Raw genomic sequence first — 18,847 nt, 5'->3', positions numbered from 1 at the left:
TCTCCTTCGCTGACCGAAAACACGCCCTTTGGGCGAGACCCGACCATTGACGGGTCTCTTCTCTCAGGCAATCAGCCGAAGGACTTCCCACAAGCGCATTTCTCCCGCGCTTTCGGGTTATCGAAGACAAAGCCAGAGGATTCGAAGCTCGTGACGAAATCGACCGTCATACCAGCGACATGGGGTTGCGAGCCTACGTCCACGAACACCCTGACGCCGTCTGTCTCGATGACCGCATCGCCCTCACGCGCAAGGCTTTCCAAGCCCATGAGATATTTCAGTCCCGCGCAGCCGCCCCCTTCCACCTTGATGCGCAAACCTTCCGCAGGCTCGCTGGCTTGGGAAAGCGCGGTCCTCACCGCGGCGACAGCATTTTCGGTGAGCGTGATCATGGGATGCCTTTCTCTTCGAGTGCGCGATGCCTTCGCCGATGTCGACGCATGTACCGTGCCAAGGAGAAAGTTGTTTTCTAAAACACCGCAATGTTTTTAGCGCCGGCACATCGCATGACGCAAATCGGATATCGCACACCACGCAGCCGGTGGAAGGCGTGGGCAGGGCTCTTCCTCTAGAAAGCTGCGCACCAAACACCCACTGTCGGCTTTGTCGAGCCCACAACATCGCGGTGTCCAGTCAGCCCCTTCAAGTCATTGAATAACATGAGGATCTGTTCTGTCAGGTCTTTCGACGCAATTGGCATGGCTTTTGAAGCTCCCTCGTCGCGAGGCGGCAGGAAAGCGACCGCCATTCATGTCAGCCGTGACATCGCAACGAAAGAAGGACAGCATCATGTCAGGTCTGCCTCAGATTCCCATTCAATGGGCCACGTGGCATTTACATTGGCCACCTCCCAAAACAGGTTCGCCGCTCCCCTCGATCTTCAGCAAAATATCTTGATCGTCAGCTGCGAGCCACCGGCCACTCCATCGGCACACCGCAGCTTCTGCGTCGACATTTCGGAAACGCCTCGAGACCGGTAGCGAACTGGTTGACGATGAAATAGCCGGCCGAGGCGACCACGATCGAGCCACCTGGTCTTCATGCGGAGGCGGACATCCTGCTCCGCAGTTTCCCTCCATTGTTCCTTTCAGTCTTCGCCATGGAAGGTGTCGATTCCGATTTGGATGCTGACGCATGCCCGGCCGGCGACCCGTCGCTTGCAAGATCATTCCACGAAGAGGGGGCACAACAACCTGCCGAAGCACTCGCGTCCTAACCAGGCCGAGCTCAGCCGTTCGCTTGCTCACCACACCACATCCAACGGCCGGGGACACACAAAATGGAACGCCAACCTTGGGTAATCGTCCTCCAGCAGGTGCTTGTTCTGGTCAGCCGCCCAACTAGCTCACCAAAGCTGAAGCAACCAGATCTGGAAGTTGTGCCCGTGAGCAGTCATGCTGATGGCGGGGCAACCGGTCCGAGGAATTCGCTCGCGCATGTGGAGGCGGCGGTTTGGGGCCGGGGCCTGAGCACGCTCACGCGTATAACATGCATGAATTTGCGGCACCGGCGGCAGGTTGCCTTCGCGATTGGATCGAGTTTCATCGCTGCAATCCTCCAGTTGCTCATTCCTGTAGTGCTCGGTGTGCTTTTTGACCAGGTCCCGATCGGCGGTACGGTCGAACCAGCGCTTTGGGTATGGGGTCTCCTGTTGCTCGCCATCACTGTGCTGCGTGGCCTTTTCACATTGGCGCACAACTACTTTGCCGAATCGGTCGGGCACCACTTCGCCTATGAGCTGCGGCTCGCCTGCTATGAGAAGATCCAGCGCCTCAGCTTCTCCTTTCATGACCAGGGGCATTCAGCCGATCTGATCACCATCTGCATGCTCGATGTCGAAGGCGTGTGCTGGTATTTCTCCACAGCGCTGGTCCGCGCCGTGCTACTGGCCATGCTAATCGGCATTGGCGCCTACATTCTGCTCTCCACCAATCTGGTGCTCGGTAGTCTGGCGCTGAGCTTTGTTCCGTTCGTCGCATGGCGCTCATCGCGCAGCCAGCTCACGCTGCGCGCCACTTGGTTCGAACTGCAAGGGCGGCTTGCGGTTCTAAGCCGCGTCATGGAGGAAAATCTCTGCGGCATTCGCGTCGTCCGCGCTTTTTCGGCGCAGGCCTACGAGATGCTGAAGTTCGATCGAGCGTCCAAGAGTGCGCTCGCACTTTCCCAAGAACGCGTGGACATTCACGCGCGCAACACTTCGGCGATGACCTTCTCCTTCTTTTTTGCCATGGGGCTGGTCCTCTGGATTGGCGGCAACAAGGTCATCGACGGTGAGATCAGCGTCGGAGACCTCACGACGTTCCTGTCATTGATGACCGTCCTGCAAATGCCGGTCCGCCAAATCGGGTTGATGGTCAACGCCTTCGCTCGCGCTTCGACATGCGGTTCGCGTCTGTTCGGCTTCCTCGACCTGGACATCACGATCAAGGATGCACCCGTCGCTAACCCCCTCCAGATCAGCGAGGGCACTTTGCGTTTTGAGAATGTCTCGTTCGCTTACCCTGGCGCTGAAAACCGCCAAACCCTGCGGAATATCAGTTTCCAGGCCCGCCGAGGCGAGACTGTCGCTATCGTCGGTCCACCCGGCTCGGGCAAGTCGACAATTGCTCACTTGATCCCGCGTTTTTACGATGTCACCGGCGGCAGCATCACGCTTGATGGGCAAGATATCCGCAACATCACCCTTTCCTCGCTTCGCAGGGCGGTCGCGGTCGTGCAGCAAGAACCGTACTTGTTCACCACAACGGTAGAGAACAACATCGCTTACGGAGACCCCTGGGCCAGCGAACCGCGGATCGAGGGCGCAAGCGAATTCGCCCAGCTGCACAACTACATCCTGGGCCTGCCCGCTGGCTACAAGACAGTCGTGGGCGAACGTGGCGTTTCCCTCTCGGGCGGCCAACGCCAGCGTCTCACAATTGCCCGCGCGATGATGTTGTGTCCATCAGTAATTGTTTTTGACGACTCGACCGCAGCGATCGACGCCGCTACCGAACAGCGCATTCGCTCCGCCATGCGCCGTTTCGCCAAAGACCGCGTGACCATCATCATTGCCCACCGGCTGAGTTCCGTCATGCATGCAAATCAAATTCTTTTCGTTGAAAATGGCGAGATCGTCGAACGTGGCACTCATGAAGAGCTTCTGGTCAAGGGAGGGCGCTACGAGGCCCTTCACAATCTTCAGAGGCGCCCACGCGATGATGACGGCGCGAACTGATGCCGCAGATCGTCGAAGTTGAAAGCGAACGCAACGATGTCGGCGACGGTACGCGTCCGCCGCGCGCTGTCGTCGGCTCGCATCGGATGGAAGATGAGGTGTTCGGACGGGCTTTTGACAAGAACATTGTCCGGCGGATCTGGGCATTCGTTGAGCCTTACCGGATCAAGGTTGTCATCGCCGTTTTCGCAGTCCTGATCTGCGCCGGAGTGCAGCTTCTCATCCCGCTGATCATTAGCTACGCGGTCGAGCACGCTATCACTCCGGGAAGCCGCGATCGATCTGCGCTGCTTGCGGCCGCTGGCGCCTTTTTTGTCGCGATTCTGGCCAATTACGCTGCCAGCTACATGCAACAGAGCGTGATCGGCAAAATGGTCGAGGTTGTGCTCTTCGACATTCGCGGCGCCATGTTCCGCCATCTGCAGAAGGTTTCGCTTTCCTTTATGGACCAGACCGAGGTCGGACGTCTAATGTCGCGACTCCAGGGCGATGTCAGTTCAATCCAGGAATTTCTCGAGACATCAGTGCTTTCGGTGGGCGATATCGCCCTTCTTTTCGGCATCGTCTTCGTCATGTTGTGGCTGGACTTGTCGTTGGCGCTCCTTACGCTTTCGGTCTTGCCAGTCCTCTTCATCGTCCGCATCTTCTGGCTGCCGAGCGCCCGCAATGCCTTCATGGCCGCGACTGAGACCAATGCGGCCGCCAATGGCGCGCTGGCCGAGGCCATTCATGGCGTGCGGGTCGTCCAATCTATGGATCGCCAGAAGGTCAATTTTGTCCTCTATGACGACAAGGCCCGTGCCAATCTCAAGACCCAACTGACAGCGGCCAAATACGCCCAGGTCACGGTGCCGATCGTCGATACCCTCACAGGCCTTGCCTTGGCCGCCATCGTCGTGGGCGGTTCAAAGGTCGTGAACGACCGCATTGATGTGGGCGTGACGATAGCATTTTTGTTTTATATCCAGCGCTTCTTCGACCCGATCCGCTCGCTCACGCTGCAGTATTCTGTCATGCAACGCGCAATGGCCTCCGGCAAACGACTGACAGAGGTGCTCGACCTGGACATCGAGATTCATGACAAGCCGGACGCCAAGGCGCTTTCGCCGCAGATGGACGGTTCGGTCGAATTCAGGAATGTCACTTTCGGCTACGATCCCAAACATCCGGTGCTGAAAAACATTTCCTTGAAGATCAGCCCGGGCGAGACCGTCGCCCTGGTGGGCCCCACCGGTTCGGGCAAATCGAGCGCCATGGCGCTCGTTCACCGCTTCTATGATGTCCAGCGCGGCCAGGTGCTGGTCGGCGGACATGATGTGCGCGACCTGACCCAGGATTCGCTCGGACGGCAGGTCGCCATGGTCCTGCAGGAGCCGTTCCTCTTCACGGGGACGATCTTCGACAACATCCGCTACCATAGGACGGACGCGACGCGCGACGAGGTCATCGAAGCCGCCAAAGCTGTCGGCGCCCATAACTTCATTGTGAACCTGGCCGGCGGCTACGACGCCCCTCTGGCCGAGCGGGGAGGCAATCTCTCGCTCGGTCAGCGCCAGCTCATCAGTTTCGCTCGCGCTCTCCTGGCCGATGCCAAGATCCTCATCCTCGACGAGGCGACCGCCAATATCGACAGCTACACGGAAATGCTGATCCAGAAGGCTCTAACAAGGCTTCTTGAAGGCCGCACTGGCTTGGTGATTGCCCACCGTCTTGCCACGATCCGCAATGTCGACCACGTCATCGTGCTGCAGAACGGAGAAGTGATCGAAACCGGCAACCACGATCAGCTTATGGCCATGGGCGGACTGTACTTCAAACTGTACAACCTCAATTATGCGTCGTTCGACAACATTCCCGAGGAGCAACCCGATGTCGCCGCCCAAAGGGGGGACCAGACTTGATGTCGTGGCAGCTGTTCACGCAATTGCAGGACCTGGTTCAGCACCCAGCGCAGCGAACACGTCGGGCGGGGCGGCCTTGGCCGGACATAGGCCACAACCACCTCTCATCAATCAAGAACGCCATCGTCTTTGATTGTGAAGTTTTCGCCGCGGGACCAGTGGGTAGATTTGATCAAGGCCAGCCACGCTTCTCCCGGCGCCGTTGCACGGAGGAGGGGATGTTCATTGCCTCCCGGTATTTCATGACGGTGCGGCGAGCAAGGTCGATGCCGTTTTGCCTCAGCCGCACGGCAATGTCCTCATCGGAAAGGACGGCATCTTCCGCGGCGATCATCGCCTTGATCTGATGACGAACGGCTTCGGCGGAGTGGGCGCCGCCGCCTTCGCAAGAGCCGATCGCGACGGTGAAGAAATACTTCAGTTCGAACACGCCACGCGGCGTGAGCATGTACTTGTTAGACGTCACCCGGCTGACAGTCGACTCATGCATATTGATCGCTTCGGCGACGGTTCTAAGATTGAGGGGCCGTAGATGGTCCACGCCATGTCTCAAAAAGGCATCCTGCTGGTGGACAATTTCAGCGGCCACCTTGAGGATCGTCTTGGCGCGCTGATCGAGGCTGCGGACGAGCCAATTCGCGTTCTCCAAGCATTCGTTCAGGAATGCCTGATCTTTCGGATTTTGGGCGGTAAGTCGGGAGACCTCGGTGAAATAGATTTGGTCGACCAGCACCCTGGGCAACGTGTCCGGATCAAGTTCGACATTCCATCCACCTGCGGCGGATGCCTGGACCCACACATCGGGTACAATCGATTCCAGTCCCCCTGATTGGAATCGGTTACCTGGCTTGGGATCGAGCGCAAGCAGTTCGTGCCGCATGTCTAGAAGGTCCTCATCATCGACCCCGCAGAGCCGCTTCAATGCCTTGAAGTCACGGTCAGCGACCATCTGCAGATTTTCGACCAGAGTTGTCATGGCCGGATCGAACCGGTTTTTTTGGCGCAACTGTATTTCCAGGCACTCGCCGAGGTCCCGCGCGAATATCCCCGGTGGGTCAAAAAGCTGCAAGGTTGCTAGAACCCTTTCCACAACAGCCACGGAAAGGTTCAGCATTCCGGCTAGCTCCAAAAGATCCACCTGAAGATAACCGGCGTCGTCCAGATGACTGGCAAGCGCGCCGGCAATCATCCGCTCCTGTGGGTTCAACGCAGTGAGGGCGATCTGACGGGCGACATGTTCGTGCAGTGTTTCGGGATTGGCGACAAACGTTTCCGCGGTAAGGTTTTCCCCGGGCCCGACAGCGGATGTGTCGTGCGTTGACTTCTGTTGCCTTAGCCGCTCAGAAGAGTCCGCTTTGAGAGGCCTATCAACCGGGTTTTCGCGTTCGCCGCTGAGCGGATCCTCCCCCAAAATCGGCGAGCCGTCACCATCAGCCTCACTGTCGTTTGTAGCCAGCTCCAAAAAGGGGTTCTTCTCGACTTGCTGCTCTACGAATTGGCGCAGTTCCGTGTGCGCCAGTTGCAGCAAGCGAATTGATTCAATGAGCTGAGGTGTTAGAACCAGAGATTGCTTCTGGCTCAGAAGCAGGCTTGCTGAGGGCTTCATGATTACCGCAATGCCCTTGGCCTGTGCGCAACTGGCCCTGAGACGTTGACTCCACCAGGCCGTACCGCGGCCGTGGTTTTAACGCCCCTCAGGGTGCCAAGAATGTTCTGCGGTGACGAGACGCCATAGGGGTCGGTCTCGCAGTTATCGGAGAAACCTTCCTCCTCGAACCATTGCTCCACTACACCATCGTTGATGAGTGCGGCGTAACGCCAGGAGCGCATACCGAAGCCGACATTGTCCTTGGCCACCAGCATACCCATCTTGCGCGTAAACTCGCCCGAGCCGTCCGGAATGAGCTGAACCTTTCTCACCCCCAAGGCCTTGCCCCACGCATTCATGACGTAGGCGTCATTGACCGAGACGCAGTAGATCGCCTCAACTCCCTCTTTCTCGAACTCATCATAGAGCTCTTCAAAATCCGGCACTTGGTAAGTCGAGCAAGTCGGCGTGAAGGCCCCAGGCAGCGAGAACAGGATGACGCGCTTGCCTCTGAAATAGTCGTCGGATGTGTTGTCATCCCAACGGTATGGATTCGGCCCGCCAATAGAGTCATCGCGAATACGTGTGCGAAAGGTAACCAACGGAATTTTATTTTTCACGGTCATCAAGGTTGCTCCTCAAGAAGGGAAACTGGTGCGGTACTTCGCTGTTGGGACGACGCAACGCCGACCGCCAACCGGCGATGAGATGAAGGCCTTGGGCGTTCCCAATCCCCGGGGAGCCCTAGTTCCTGCTCTTCGGCATCCGACAACAGTGATTTGGGTGACCTGGATCCTCTGGCACGCCTTCGGCGGCCATGCCGCTGGAAGGGAAACCGATGAGGAACGGTTTGTCCTCGCGCAAAAGGTGCCGGTGTGTCGCGCCGAAGACGGCGATATACATCGAAAGCAACAATCTCCCGACCGGCATGGTCACCACGCTCGAAATGAATTGTCCGGCCGACCCTCAAACCGGCGCAAACGTCCGCCGATCTCTGGGCGCACCGGAAATGTGTTGCTTCACGGTCAATAACGGCGGTGGCGCGCAAAGCGTGCGCCGCGCGCGGCATTGCCAAATGCGCGGTATGCAAGCCGCATCCGCATTGCCATTCCGGTTGCAACAAGGCTCATCTCCTTAGTCCGTCAAGCGTTCGCCGATATCGACGCATTTACCGTGCCAAGGGAGAAATCGTTTCGGAACAAGGAGGCGGTTCCAGTATGCTTGTCGCATGTCGGACATCGGACAAGGGCAGTCGGAAGGCTCGGAAATCCGCGTCCGCTGCGCAGAATCCTGTCCACCATTCGGGATGCTGAAACCGACACCCCAATGTCGGGTTTGTCGGAATCGGTGACGCTTGTGTCGTCCGCGTTCTCGCCGCGCTCCCACTAAACTCACGAGAAATGCCTTCTAGGTTCTCGTTGTGTCGGTGGCGGCGCAGTTGGCACGCCGTTTGAATCCCTCGCCACTAGCGGTAGGACGCAGGCTTTCAAGTCGCGGATGACGTCGTGATCGAGGCCAACGAAGCAGGAGCGAAATGTCAGGTCAGTCTCATGGCATCGTTAGGAAACCGGGCATCACTGGCGGAGTTCGAACGCCCTATTGGCCCCGTCGGCTTCCACATGCATGCGCGCCCGGCGCCGTTCAATGGCCTTCGATCGATCCGGCGCTAAGGTTCGATGAGTATGTGCTTGCCTGTGTCCTCTCAAAAGCGCTCAAGGAGATCGATGCCAGCGAGGCGACTGCGACGGAGGCAACCGGCCTTTCGCGCGCCGAACTGCGTGGTATCCTGATCGACCATTTCCCGCATGTTCCTATCAGTGCCTTCGCCCTGGAAGAGGCGACCGACGTCGAGCCGGATATGGAGGAACAACTGCTGCGCGACCTCCTGCTGGCGCAGTCCCGGCCGGAAGACCCGGCGAGCGCCCGGTTTGCCAAAATCATCGCGCGGCGCGCCATGCGCGATGACCATCTCTGGCAGGATCTTGGCCTTTTCAACCGGGCCGAACTCAGCCGCTTGCTCGCCACGCAGTTCCCGACACTGGCAGCCGGCAACACCAAGAACATGAAATGGAAGAAGTACCTTTACCGCATGCTCTGCGAAGCTGAAGGCTTTTCAATATGCACCGCGCCCAGTTGCCGCCAATGCAGTGATTTCGAAAGCTGCTTTGGCTCCGAGGAAGACGAAAGCAGGCTTGCGCGGATCAGGAACGACATAGGCCTGAACGAAAAGTCGCTTCCTTCACAGGCACGCGGCCGCTAACGCTTCATCCGCCCGTGTTACTGGGAGGAGGGAAGTTCATTCGCTTCGCACTTGTGACAGCGCTCTCGAGCCGGAGGCCCAACCCCATACGGTCCCAAGGAGGCTTCAGATGAGGAAAAACGAAGCTGCGAGCAACCCTGTTCCAGGTCATGTCCCGCCCGAACTGGTAAGGGACTTCAGCCTGTTCACGTCGCCTGGGATGCCCCCCACGGCCAACGGGGATCCGCACGCAGCTGTGAGCTGCATCCATGCTGGGCCGCCATCTTTTACACCCCCACAACACCCGCGATGGCCGGGGTATCTGGGTCATCACGCCCGCCAGAGACCAGCGTAGCGTGCTGCAGGACACCGACACCTTTTCCAGCCACCGCAGCATCTTCGCCTCCGCGCTCGGCGAAAACTGGCCGATGATCCCACTTGAACTCGACCCACCAGCTCATGGCATTTTTCGTTCACTCCTCAACCCACTGTTTTCGCCCGAGCGGGTAAGAGCGCTGGAACCAGCTATCCGGGTGCGGGCGATCGCACTCATCGACAGGATCGCCGCCTCGGGCACAAGCTGCGATGTTATGAAGGATTTCGCCTTCCCTTTCGCGGTCAGCATCTTTCTTCGCTTTCTCGGGCTGTCCGACGACCGCCTCGACTTATTTGTCGGCTGGGGGAAGGATCTTCTGCACGGCGAGGGTGTCAAAAGGCCGGCAGCAGCCCAGCGGATTGTCTCTTTTATCGACGACCTCGCAGCCCTGCGCCGCAAGGTACCCGTCGGTGATTTCATGACCTTCGTCGTCGAGGCTAAGGTCGAGGGCCGCCCGCTGACCGACAAGGAAGTCCTGGGCATCGGCGTGCTCGTGTTCGTTGCGGGTCTCGACACGGTTGCAGCAGCAATAGGCTTTGATTTGGCCTATCTCGCGCGCAATCCAAAAGACCAGGAATGGCTGCGGCCCAAACCCGAACGCATCGTGCTGGCAGCCGAAGAATTGCTACGCGCCTTTCCGACCGTGCAGATGATCCGCGTGGCAACCAAAGATATCGACTTCGAAGGCGCACCTATCCGCAAGGGGGACTATATTTCCTGTGCCACGATGACTGCCAAACGTGATCCGACGGAATTCGCATTCCCCGACACGGTCGATCTGGCACGAGAGGACAATTGCCACACCGCCTTTGCCCATGGTCCCCCCGCTGCCTTGGCTCACACCTTGCGCGGCGCGAGATTGTCATTGGCCTTGAGGAGTGGCTGGCGCGCATCCCCGCGTTCCGGATCAAGGAAGGTACGACGCCCATCACCCACGGCGGCCATGTGTTCGGGATCAAAAATCTGATCCTGGACTGGTGCTGACCAACGCCGAACAAATGTGGAGCTAAAGCCATGCGCATCATCGTCCGCAATGCCAAATGCCAGGGTCACGCGCGATGCTGGGCACAAGCACCGGATGTCTTCACGCTTGATGACGAGGGCACATTCTGCCCGGTGACATCAAGGTGGCGGTGGGAGACGAACTGCTGGCGGCACGCGGCGCACGATCATGCCCCGAGCGTGCCCTGCAAATCGATTGCACGGCCGTTGCTTGAATTGCGACCATCTTTGTCACGGGGGCCTGGCTCGCATCGAGCCGCACCAAAAACGCGCAAACAGCCAGGCGAGGTGCATCCACCGTCCCCGTCAAGCGCCGAACAACCGTTGTTGCGCAACTCAATGCGCGAAAACGCCTCTCCCAATCTCAGAACCTGGGACACAGCAATGGACCACGCAAGAGTTATCGAACTGCTCGACCGCGAGGCAATCCGCGACTGCCTTTATCGCTACTGCCGCGGAATAGACCGCGCCGACGAGGCGGCACTGCGCAGCGCGTACTGGCCCGATGCGCATGATGATCATGGTGCCTATTGCGGCCCGGCCGAGGGCTTCATCCAGTTTGTGCTCGATATCTTCAAGACCCGACCGCGCTACGTCCATCAGGTCACTAACATCCTGATTGATTTCATCAGCCCCGCTAACGCCGCAGTCGAGAGTTATTTCACCGCGCTACAACGCGGACCCGGTAGGACCGGCGAGATGCGCCAGGAGCTCCTCTGCGGCCGCTATTGCGATCTATTTCAGAAGCGGGAAGGGGCGTGGCGGATTGCCGAACGGACGGTGGTCTACGACTGGCTGGAGGAGCAAATCCCGCCAGCGGGCTTCGAGCCCGAGCGGTTCGGGCCCCGGCAGCCGATCGGAGCACCGCATCCAGTCGACCCGGTCTACGCGCTCGCCACGCGCCGCGGCGGAGGCGAAAGACTGTGACTGTGGTGCGATGTCCCAGCCCCTTTCCGGCGAAAGCCCGTCCGCTCGCCATGCTGCGGAGAAAATTTGTGACCCAGAGCGGATCTGGCCCACTTGGGCGGAAATCCTTCCGACGCCTGGCGTCGCAGGGGCCGAGATCGGTGGCGCCGATGGCGGCGCTGGTCTCATGAACCGGCTGGCAGGACGCATCGTGATCATTACAGGCGCTGCAGGCGCGAGCGGCCATGTCCTGGCCAATACGCTTGCCGCAGGGGGAGATGTCGTCGTTGCGGTGGACCTTCCCGGCAGTGGGGTGCTTGAACTGGCTCGCGGTCTCGGCCGTCCGCATATCGGCCTCGAGTACGATGTCTCGAAAGAGGAGGACATCCTTGCCCTTTACCGCCGGGTCGAAGCACAGTTCGCGCAGATCAGCGTACTCGTCAACAACGCAGCTATTGGGCCCACCATGGATGCGACTGTCGAGACCAGTATCGAGTCCTTCCGACGCACCCTGGCAGTAAACTTGATCGGGCCCTTTGTCATGGCCCGCGAAGCAGCGAGGCGGATGCAACCCGGCGCTGTCATCGTCAACGTCGCGTCGATATCGGGCATAGCCAGCAATCCCAAGCGCAATGCCTACGGTGCGTCGAAAGCGAGGCCTTATCTCCTTCACGAAATCTTTGGCATGCGAGTGGGCTGCGCGCGGCATTCGCGTGACAGCAGTGGCACCGGGCTATGTGCGTACTTCGATGACGGCGGCACTTGAAACTGACGGCAATGCGGACCTGGCGGCGGTGCGCCGCCGCGTGCCGATGGGGCGCATAGGGCGCCCCGATGAGGTCGCCCGGGCCGTACGATTTCTGGCCAGCCCGCAAGCGAGTTACATCACCGGTTCAGTGATCACGGTTGATGGTAGTTGGATGTCCTTCAATCAGCCGGCGATGCACATCCGCCGGTCGATGGGACGCCAGGAGCCGAACTCTCCCGTCCAGCCGAGCCCACCGGCGCGCGGGTCGTGCTTGTCACGGGCGGGGCAAAGGGCATGGGCGCGGCCGTCGTTCGCCGCTTTGCCGCGAACGGGGACACCGTCGTGATTGCCGACAGAGATGGCACTGCCGCGACAGAACTCGCTCGATCGCTCGGCGGCGAGCATGTCGCGAAAACGGTGAAGACCGTCGAGAGCGACGTGGTGGCGCTGTTCGACGAATTGAGGGGGCGCTTCCGCCGCTTGGAGGTCCTGGTCAACAGTGCTGCTGTCGCCGATACGTCGGCGGTCGACCGAATGCCGGCACAGACCGACCACGTTCTTGATGTGACTCTTGCCGGCGCCTTCACCTGCGCGCGTGAGGCGATCAAGATGATGGGCCCCGGAGGCATGATCCTTCATATCTTACCGCTCGACACCTCTTTGCCCTTGGCACCGCGCCATGCCTATGGTGCATCCAAGGCGGGGTTGGAAATTCTGACCCGGTGCATGGCGGCCGAATTGGGGCCGAGCGGCATGCGGACGGCCACCGTCGCTCGTGGCTACATCGGCACCTCTGGCAGCAGCATTGACCCGAAAGCGATCAGCCGGCGCATCCCGATGGGCAGGATGGGACAGCCAGAAGAAGTCCCGGACGCAGTGCTCTTCCTGGCTTCGCCTGACGCTTCATACGTCAACGGCTCAATCCTGTATGTGGACGGCGGCTTGACCTCGTTCGGTGATGCAGGTTCACCAGCGAACTCGATCAGGAGGCAACCGAGGACTGGATGATTTTTCGACTGAACTGGCGGGCTGGTGCACGAAAGCGCGGCGCAAGGCGGGGCCGCATAAAGCGCCAACCTTCCGGGCTGCGATCGCCGAACCGGAAGCGGCTTAGCGCAGTGTGGTGGACTGATCGACCACCAAGACAGCATCGACACCGCGGCCAACGCCTGGACACACATCTCAAGCATCCCCCGTTCAGCCAACCTCCGTGAAACAAGGAACCATCATGGAATTCGCGACATTCATCCTGGCCGCTCAACGCGGCTATCATCAATCGTCCAGCAGTGTGATCCGCAACTCCATTGAACAGGCGGTGGTTTCCGAACAGGCTCAATTCAAAACCGCCTGGTTCGCCGAGCACCACTTCAACAATTACAGCCTGATTCCGTCGCCCTTGATGATGGTGGCGCACTGCGCCGGTGTGACGAACACCATTCGGCTCGGCACCGGCGTGTGCGTTCTCCCGCTCCATCAGCCACAGCGCCTCCTCTCCGAGATAGGCTTCGCCGACATCGTTTCGAATGGCCGCCTCGAGCTCGGAGTCGGCTCGGGGTACCAGCAGTTCGAGTTCGAGCGTTTCGGCGTCGATGTCGATGAGGCGCCAGCTGTATTTTCTGAATATTTGGATATTCTTCTCAAGGGCCTCAACCAAAAGATCTTCGAGCACAATGGCCAGTATGAGAAGATACCGCCGACGGCGATCTCGTTACGCACCCTTCAGAAGCCGACCCCCCCGATCTGGATTGCTGCCGGGTCCGCGCGCAGCATTGGCCGGGCGTATCGTGAGGGACACAATCTTTTTGTCACGGCATTCCATAACGGCTTGGAGACAATGCGGATGCTGCGCGAAAGCATCGAGAAGGCGGCGAGTTGCGAGGCCAAGAATGCCGCGCACGCCAGGATATCGCTGCTGCGATGTTGCTTTGCCAGCGACAACGCCGCGGAAATCAACAGCTATCTCGACAATGCCCGTTTTCAGCGCCGGCTATCTGAAGCACTGCATCAGCGCCGCCAGCAGAGCCAGGACGGCTACCTGCTGCACGAAACACCGACGCAGCAAGATCTGTCCTTCGAGATTATGCGCGAGAACTTGCCGATCGGCAGCGTGAATCGAGTGATCGATCGCCTGCTGGAAGAGATAAACATCCTGAAGCCGGACCAGATAGCGATTCAGACCCAATTGGGAGATTTCGACCAGAAGACGATGTTGCGCCAGCTCGATCTGTGGGGGAACAAGATCATCCCGGCGGTCAACAAAGCGCTTGGTCACGCCGGGGTTTCAAATTCGCAAGGGCCTGAATTGAATTAGTCTGTGCTGGCGTGGTGCTGTGCGTTTCGACGGACTCCTTTTAAGCGACGTCGCTCTTGGTTCGACCAAGCGCGCCCCTCTTTCACGGCGGGAATCGGAAACCAGCTTCAACCTTCGGCGTAATGGCCCAGTTCGTCAGGGTGTCGTCAGCAATGATCTCTATCGAGGCCACGGTGATCCGCCTGCGAGTCAAAGCAGGCAGGGTGACTTTGATCTCGAATTGACCAGGAGTTAGAAAATGAAGGGGGCCTTCCTGCTGCCGGCCACTGCAGTTGCCTTGCTCGCTCTGTTTATGACAGCGGCATCGTTTGCGTCCGAAGTCAACGACCGCTTGGCTCCAGCGCCCACGCCACCCCCGGCACCCGGGACATGCACGGCATCAAGCGACGACGCCCAAGATGCCCGCGTTGATCCGGCCGGTGTTCTTGGGTTAGGCGAAAGAATCCTCTGCTTCCTAGGGCTGGGGAAGTGCACCCCCCGATCCTCGGTTCTGAGCGATTAGCTCTCTCGATCGGAATGAGACCTTGCCGTCGGCCATGCTGATGGCCGGGATCAGTCAGCGTCTGCTCCGGTCCGCCCGGCCCCCGATGGCTGCTCCGTCAAGATGTCGTCAGCAGCGGTGCGCAAGTTCGTCAAATAGGCCCGCCCTCATCCTGGGACTCAAAGCCGGCAGAGTGGCATGGACCCGATCTGCCGTTCCCAAACTGACAACGGAGACAGAAATGAAGAGGACCGTTCTGATCATAATTGCCTTGCTGGGTCTGCTTGTGACAGCAAGATCGTTTGTGTCAGTGCTCGATCCATCGGCGCCGGTATCGGCCACGGCACCAACCGACGACCGCCAGGATGCCACCCATGGGTCAGCCGACGATCCTGATTTAATACCCGACTACGAGTTCATCTGCTGGTTCTTGCCGCGATGGGTCTGCGAGAATTGAATCAGAGGGCGAAGAGGTTCGGCGGCCGAAGTCAACGTCCACTCGGCCCCGGCGCCCACGCGCAAGTGATGCCGCCGCAATGCAACCGATGATCTGGGGCGGCGAAAAGATCCTCCTGCCTGCTTTTGCCGGGGAACTGCACTGATGCTCGCTTCTGAGGTGTCAGCGCTCTCATCGCAGGGATGAGAACGCAATCAGGCCGGAATTGGCGATAAGCGGCGAGAAGGGTATCGGCCGAGATTCGTCGGCATCTACGCCGATCCGCCTTGCCAGTTGTTTCAGGATGTCATCAGCGGCGGTCCACAGGGTCGTCAAATCGACCTGCCCGCCACCCTGCGGCTGAAGGCCTGCAGAGTGGTTTCGACTCGATCTGCCGTTCCCAAATTGCTCAACGGAGACAGAAATAAAGAGGACCATTTTTCTAGCGGCAACCGCGATTGGCTTGGCGGGCTTTCTTGTGACAGCGAGATCATTTGCGTCCAGAGTCGATCAATCGACCCCGGCAACGGCCACGACACCAAGAGACGATGAGAACCATGACGCCACAACCCAAGCAGATGATCATGCCATAAAGGACAACCACGATTGTATCTGCCTGTTGCTGGGTGCATATCGGAGAGCGAAATCGTCTGCGTCCGAAGTCACGACTCTCGGCCCCAGTAACGGCCGCGGCAACAGGCGATGATAGGTTCGATGCCAGCGCCTGAGCAGCCGATGATCCTGCTGGTGGAGGCCAGCGGCAACACCCAGGTCGGACACGGGCTCTCGCGCGCCGGCCATTGGCGTTTTTTGGTAGAGATGGTCGTCTCTTACAATGATGGTGTGAACGGGGCCATCACGCGGTCATTGTCAAGGGTTGTCGATTGCTGAGCTGTGGCTATGGGTCACCGTCGACATAACCAATCGACATTTATGTGGGCTTTGTCGGATCTGCGACATAGGTGTTTGGCCAATATCAGCCGTCTTGCATGAGGATAGACCGCTCAAAACAAATGCTAATTTTTCTTCACGTCGGCCCCACGCAGGTTGGCACGAGTTTTGATCCGTTCTTAGGAGCGGCACATGATCTGCCGACCGGTCATTCGCGTATTGGCCCCACTATATGGAACGAAGGAAGGAAAGCTACATGTCGCGTTTGCGTCAGATCGCATTCTACGGAAAGGGGGGCATCGGGAAGTCTACCACCTCCCAAAACACGCTCGCTGCCCTGGTGGACCTCGGGCAGAGGATTCTCATCGTAGGCTGCGACCCTAAGGCCGACTCTACCCGTCTTATCCTAAACGCCAAGGCGCAAGACACTGTGCTCCACCTTGCCGCACAGGAAGGGTCCGTCGAAGACCTCGAACTCCAAGACGTGCTGAAGATCGGTTACAAGGACATCAAGTGTGTCGAATCCGGCGGACCCGAGCCGGGCGTCGGTTGCGCAGGCCGAGGCGTCATCACTTCCATCAATTTCCTTGAGGAGAACGGCGCCTACGAAGACGTGGACTACGTCTCGTACGACGTGCTTGGTGACGTTGTGTGTGGCGGCTTCGCAATGCCTATCCGCGAGAATAAGGCTCAGGAAATTTACATCGTCATGTCCGGTGAGATGATGGCGCTCTATGCCGCCAACAACATCGCCAAGGGTATTTTGAAATATGCCCATTCGGGCGGCGTGCGTCTCGGCGGGCTGATCTGCAACGAGCGCCAGACCGACCGCGAACTCGATCTGGCCGAGGCTCTCTCGAAAAAGCTGAATTCCAAGCTCATCCACTTCGTGCCGCGCGACAACGTCGTCCAGCATGCCGAACTGCGCAAGATGACGGTGATCCAATATGCGCCAGACTCCAAGCAGGCCGGAGAATACCGCGCGCTTGCCGAGAAAATCCACGCCAATGGCGGTCAAGGCACCGTCCCGACTCCCATCACCATGGAAGAGCTGGAAGACATGCTGCTCGATTTCGGCATCATGAAGACGGAGGAGCAGATGCTTGCCGAGCTTGCGGCAAAGGAAGCCGCACCTGCGGCCGCTCAATAGTCCCGCCCAGGGCGCCGGGTATCCCGGCGCCTTCACCGAACGGCGTCTACCAGGCGCCAGACGACGAACCTCAAAAAGGGCAGCTTTATGAGCCTTGACCCCCAAAATGACGGCGCCTTGCACACCAAGCTCATTGAGGAAGTGCTATCGCGGTATCCAGACAAGACGGCAAAGCGGCGCAAGAAACACTTGGGCGTCGCTACCAGCAGCCAAGAGGTTGCTGGAGAGGCGGAGCCATTCTCCGAATGCGACGTCAAATCGAACATCAAGTCCATTCCCGGTGTGATGACGATCCGGGGCTGCGCCTATGCGGGTTCCAAAGGCGTGGTGTGGGGGCCGGTGAAGGACATGGTCCACATCTCGCATGGGCCTGTCGGGTGTGGCCAATATTCCTGGTCGCAGCGCCGCAACTACTATGTCGGCACCACGAGCATCGACAGTTTTGTGACGATGCAGTTCACCTCAGACTTTCAGGAAAAGGATATCGTCTTCGGCGGCGATAAGAAGCTGGAAAAGATCATCGACGAGATCGAAGAGCTTTTCCCGCTGAACAACGGCATTAGCATCCAGTCGGAATGCCCGATTGGGTTGATCGGCGACGACATCGAGGCGGTTTCACGCAAGAAGGCCAAGCAGTACGAAAAAACCATCGTGCCGGTGCGCTGCGAGGGATTCCGCGGGGTCTCGCAGTCGCTCGGCCACCACATCGCCAATGACGCAATCCGCGACTGGGTCTTTGAGAAGAAGGAAGATGAGTTCGAGGCAGGCCCTTACGATGTCAACGTCATTGGTGATTACAATATTGGCGGTGATGCCTGGGCGTCGCGTATCCTGCTCGAGGAGATGGGCCTGCGCGTGGTCGGCAACTGGTCGGGTGACGCGACGCTCGCCGAAATCGAGCGCGCGCCGAAAGCCAAGCTCAACCTCATCCATTGCTATCGATCGATGAACTATATCTGCCGACACATGGAAGAAAAATACGGCATCGCCTGGATGGAGTACAATTTCTTCGGACCCTCCCAGATCGAAGCCTCGATGCGCACCATCGCCAAGCATTTCGGGCCGGGGATCCAGGAAAAAACCGAGTCCGTGATTGCCAAATACCGCCCGCTGGTGGACGCGGTCATCGACAAGTATTGGCCGCGCCTGGAGGGCAGGACGGTGATGCTCTACGTTGGTGGCCTGCGCCCTCGGCACGTGATCTCCGCCTACGAAGACCTTGGCATGGAGATCGTCGGCACAGGCTACGAATTCGCACACAACGACGACTATCAGCGCACCGGTCATTACGTGAAAGAGGGCACGCTGATCTATGACGACGTGACCGGTTACGAACTTGAGAAGTTCATCGAGGGAATCCGTCCTGATCTCGTCGGCTCCGGCATCAAGGAAAAGTACCCGGTCCAGAAGATGGGAATACCATTCCGTCAAATGCACTCCTGGGACTATTCCGGCCCCTATCACGGATATGACGGCTTCGCCATCTTCGCTCGGGACATGGACTTGGCCATCAACAACCCGGTCTGGGACCTCTACGACGCGCCCTGGAAGAACAGACCCGCGCCGTCGGCGGCGGTCGCAGCCGAATGAGAACCTTGCTT

Annotated in this window: 14 protein-coding genes and 2 pseudogenes; 13 read left to right on the top strand and 3 right to left on the bottom strand. The window is 59.0% G+C overall.

Annotated elements, in window-relative coordinates; all coding sequences use genetic code 11:
* Window positions 1-71: 71 nt before the first annotated feature.
* Window positions 72-392 (bottom strand): iron-sulfur cluster assembly accessory protein, encoded by a 321-nt coding sequence (locus ACWGTI_RS27925; protein ID WP_454578029.1) that lies wholly within the window; start codon window positions 390-392, stop codon window positions 72-74.
* 887 nt (window positions 393-1,279) lie between these two features.
* Here ACWGTI_RS27925 and ACWGTI_RS27920 point away from each other — a divergent pair.
* A complete protein-coding gene (locus tag ACWGTI_RS27920; protein WP_454578030.1) occupies window positions 1,280-3,217 on the top strand; it encodes an ABC transporter ATP-binding protein in 1,938 nt (645 codons plus the stop codon).
* Window positions 3,217-5,118, top strand: a complete 1,902-nt coding sequence (locus ACWGTI_RS27915; protein ID WP_454578031.1) for an ABC transporter ATP-binding protein — start codon at window positions 3,217-3,219, stop codon at window positions 5,116-5,118. The genes ACWGTI_RS27920 and ACWGTI_RS27915 overlap by 1 nt, the downstream gene beginning before the upstream one ends.
* A gap of 172 nt (window positions 5,119-5,290) precedes the next feature.
* Here the strand turns inward: ACWGTI_RS27915 and rpoN are convergent, their stop codons facing one another.
* Together rpoN and ACWGTI_RS27905 are read right to left on the bottom strand one after the other, a co-directional pair.
* Window positions 5,291-6,724, bottom strand: coding sequence for an RNA polymerase factor sigma-54 (rpoN, locus tag ACWGTI_RS27910; RefSeq protein WP_454578032.1), 1,434 nt, complete (start codon window positions 6,722-6,724; stop codon window positions 5,291-5,293).
* Between the two features lie 2 nt (window positions 6,725-6,726).
* Window positions 6,727-7,332, bottom strand: coding sequence for a redoxin family protein (locus tag ACWGTI_RS27905; protein WP_454578033.1), 606 nt, complete (start codon window positions 7,330-7,332; stop codon window positions 6,727-6,729).
* 908 nt (window positions 7,333-8,240) lie between these two features.
* Between ACWGTI_RS27905 and ACWGTI_RS27900 the strand changes: the two genes are divergently transcribed.
* The 11 genes and pseudogenes from ACWGTI_RS27900 (at window position 8,241) to nifD (ending at window position 18,836) form a co-directional block, all read left to right on the top strand.
* Window positions 8,241-8,966 carry a nitrogen fixation protein NifQ gene (locus ACWGTI_RS27900; RefSeq protein WP_454578034.1) on the top strand — a complete coding sequence of 242 codons (726 nt, stop codon included), beginning with the start codon at window positions 8,241-8,243 and terminating at the stop codon, window positions 8,964-8,966.
* Window positions 8,967-9,075: 109 nt separating this feature from the next.
* Window positions 9,076-10,305 (top strand): annotated as a pseudogene (locus tag ACWGTI_RS27895) (cytochrome P450).
* A gap of 30 nt (window positions 10,306-10,335) precedes the next feature.
* Window positions 10,336-10,538 (top strand): annotated as a pseudogene (locus ACWGTI_RS27890) (ferredoxin).
* A 169-nt stretch (window positions 10,539-10,707) separates the two neighbouring features.
* Window positions 10,708-11,250 carry a nuclear transport factor 2 family protein gene (locus ACWGTI_RS27885; RefSeq protein WP_454578035.1) on the top strand — a complete coding sequence of 181 codons (543 nt, stop codon included), beginning with the start codon at window positions 10,708-10,710 and terminating at the stop codon, window positions 11,248-11,250.
* Between the two features lie 166 nt (window positions 11,251-11,416).
* The gene (locus tag ACWGTI_RS27880; protein ID WP_454590074.1) at window positions 11,417-11,995 is read left to right on the top strand and encodes an SDR family NAD(P)-dependent oxidoreductase; all 579 of its coding nucleotides are present in this window, start codon (window positions 11,417-11,419) and stop codon (window positions 11,993-11,995) included.
* Window positions 11,910-12,323 (top strand): SDR family oxidoreductase, encoded by a 414-nt coding sequence (locus ACWGTI_RS27875; RefSeq protein WP_454578037.1) that lies wholly within the window; start codon window positions 11,910-11,912, stop codon window positions 12,321-12,323. Before ACWGTI_RS27880 ends, ACWGTI_RS27875 begins: the two co-directional genes overlap by 86 nt.
* Window positions 12,272-12,985 (top strand): SDR family oxidoreductase, encoded by a 714-nt coding sequence (locus ACWGTI_RS27870; protein ID WP_454578038.1) that lies wholly within the window; start codon window positions 12,272-12,274, stop codon window positions 12,983-12,985. Before ACWGTI_RS27875 ends, ACWGTI_RS27870 begins: the two co-directional genes overlap by 52 nt.
* 220 nt (window positions 12,986-13,205) lie before the next feature.
* Window positions 13,206-14,288: an LLM class flavin-dependent oxidoreductase gene (locus ACWGTI_RS27865; RefSeq protein WP_454578039.1), complete on the top strand. Its 1,083-nt coding sequence runs from the start codon at window positions 13,206-13,208 to the stop codon at window positions 14,286-14,288.
* Between the two features lie 1,652 nt (window positions 14,289-15,940).
* Window positions 15,941-16,096 (top strand): hypothetical protein, encoded by a 156-nt coding sequence (locus ACWGTI_RS27860; RefSeq protein ID WP_454578041.1) that lies wholly within the window; start codon window positions 15,941-15,943, stop codon window positions 16,094-16,096.
* 256 nt (window positions 16,097-16,352) lie between these two features.
* The gene (gene nifH, locus ACWGTI_RS27855; protein ID WP_454578042.1) at window positions 16,353-17,246 is read left to right on the top strand and encodes a nitrogenase iron protein; all 894 of its coding nucleotides are present in this window, start codon (window positions 16,353-16,355) and stop codon (window positions 17,244-17,246) included.
* A gap of 87 nt (window positions 17,247-17,333) precedes the next feature.
* Window positions 17,334-18,836, top strand: coding sequence for a nitrogenase molybdenum-iron protein alpha chain (gene nifD, locus ACWGTI_RS27850; RefSeq protein WP_454578043.1), 1,503 nt, complete (start codon window positions 17,334-17,336; stop codon window positions 18,834-18,836).
* Window positions 18,837-18,847 lie beyond the last annotated feature (11 nt).

The organism is Mesorhizobium sp. ArgA1 (assembly GCF_053714375.1).
This window is presented reverse-complemented; position numbering and strand designations above follow the sequence as displayed.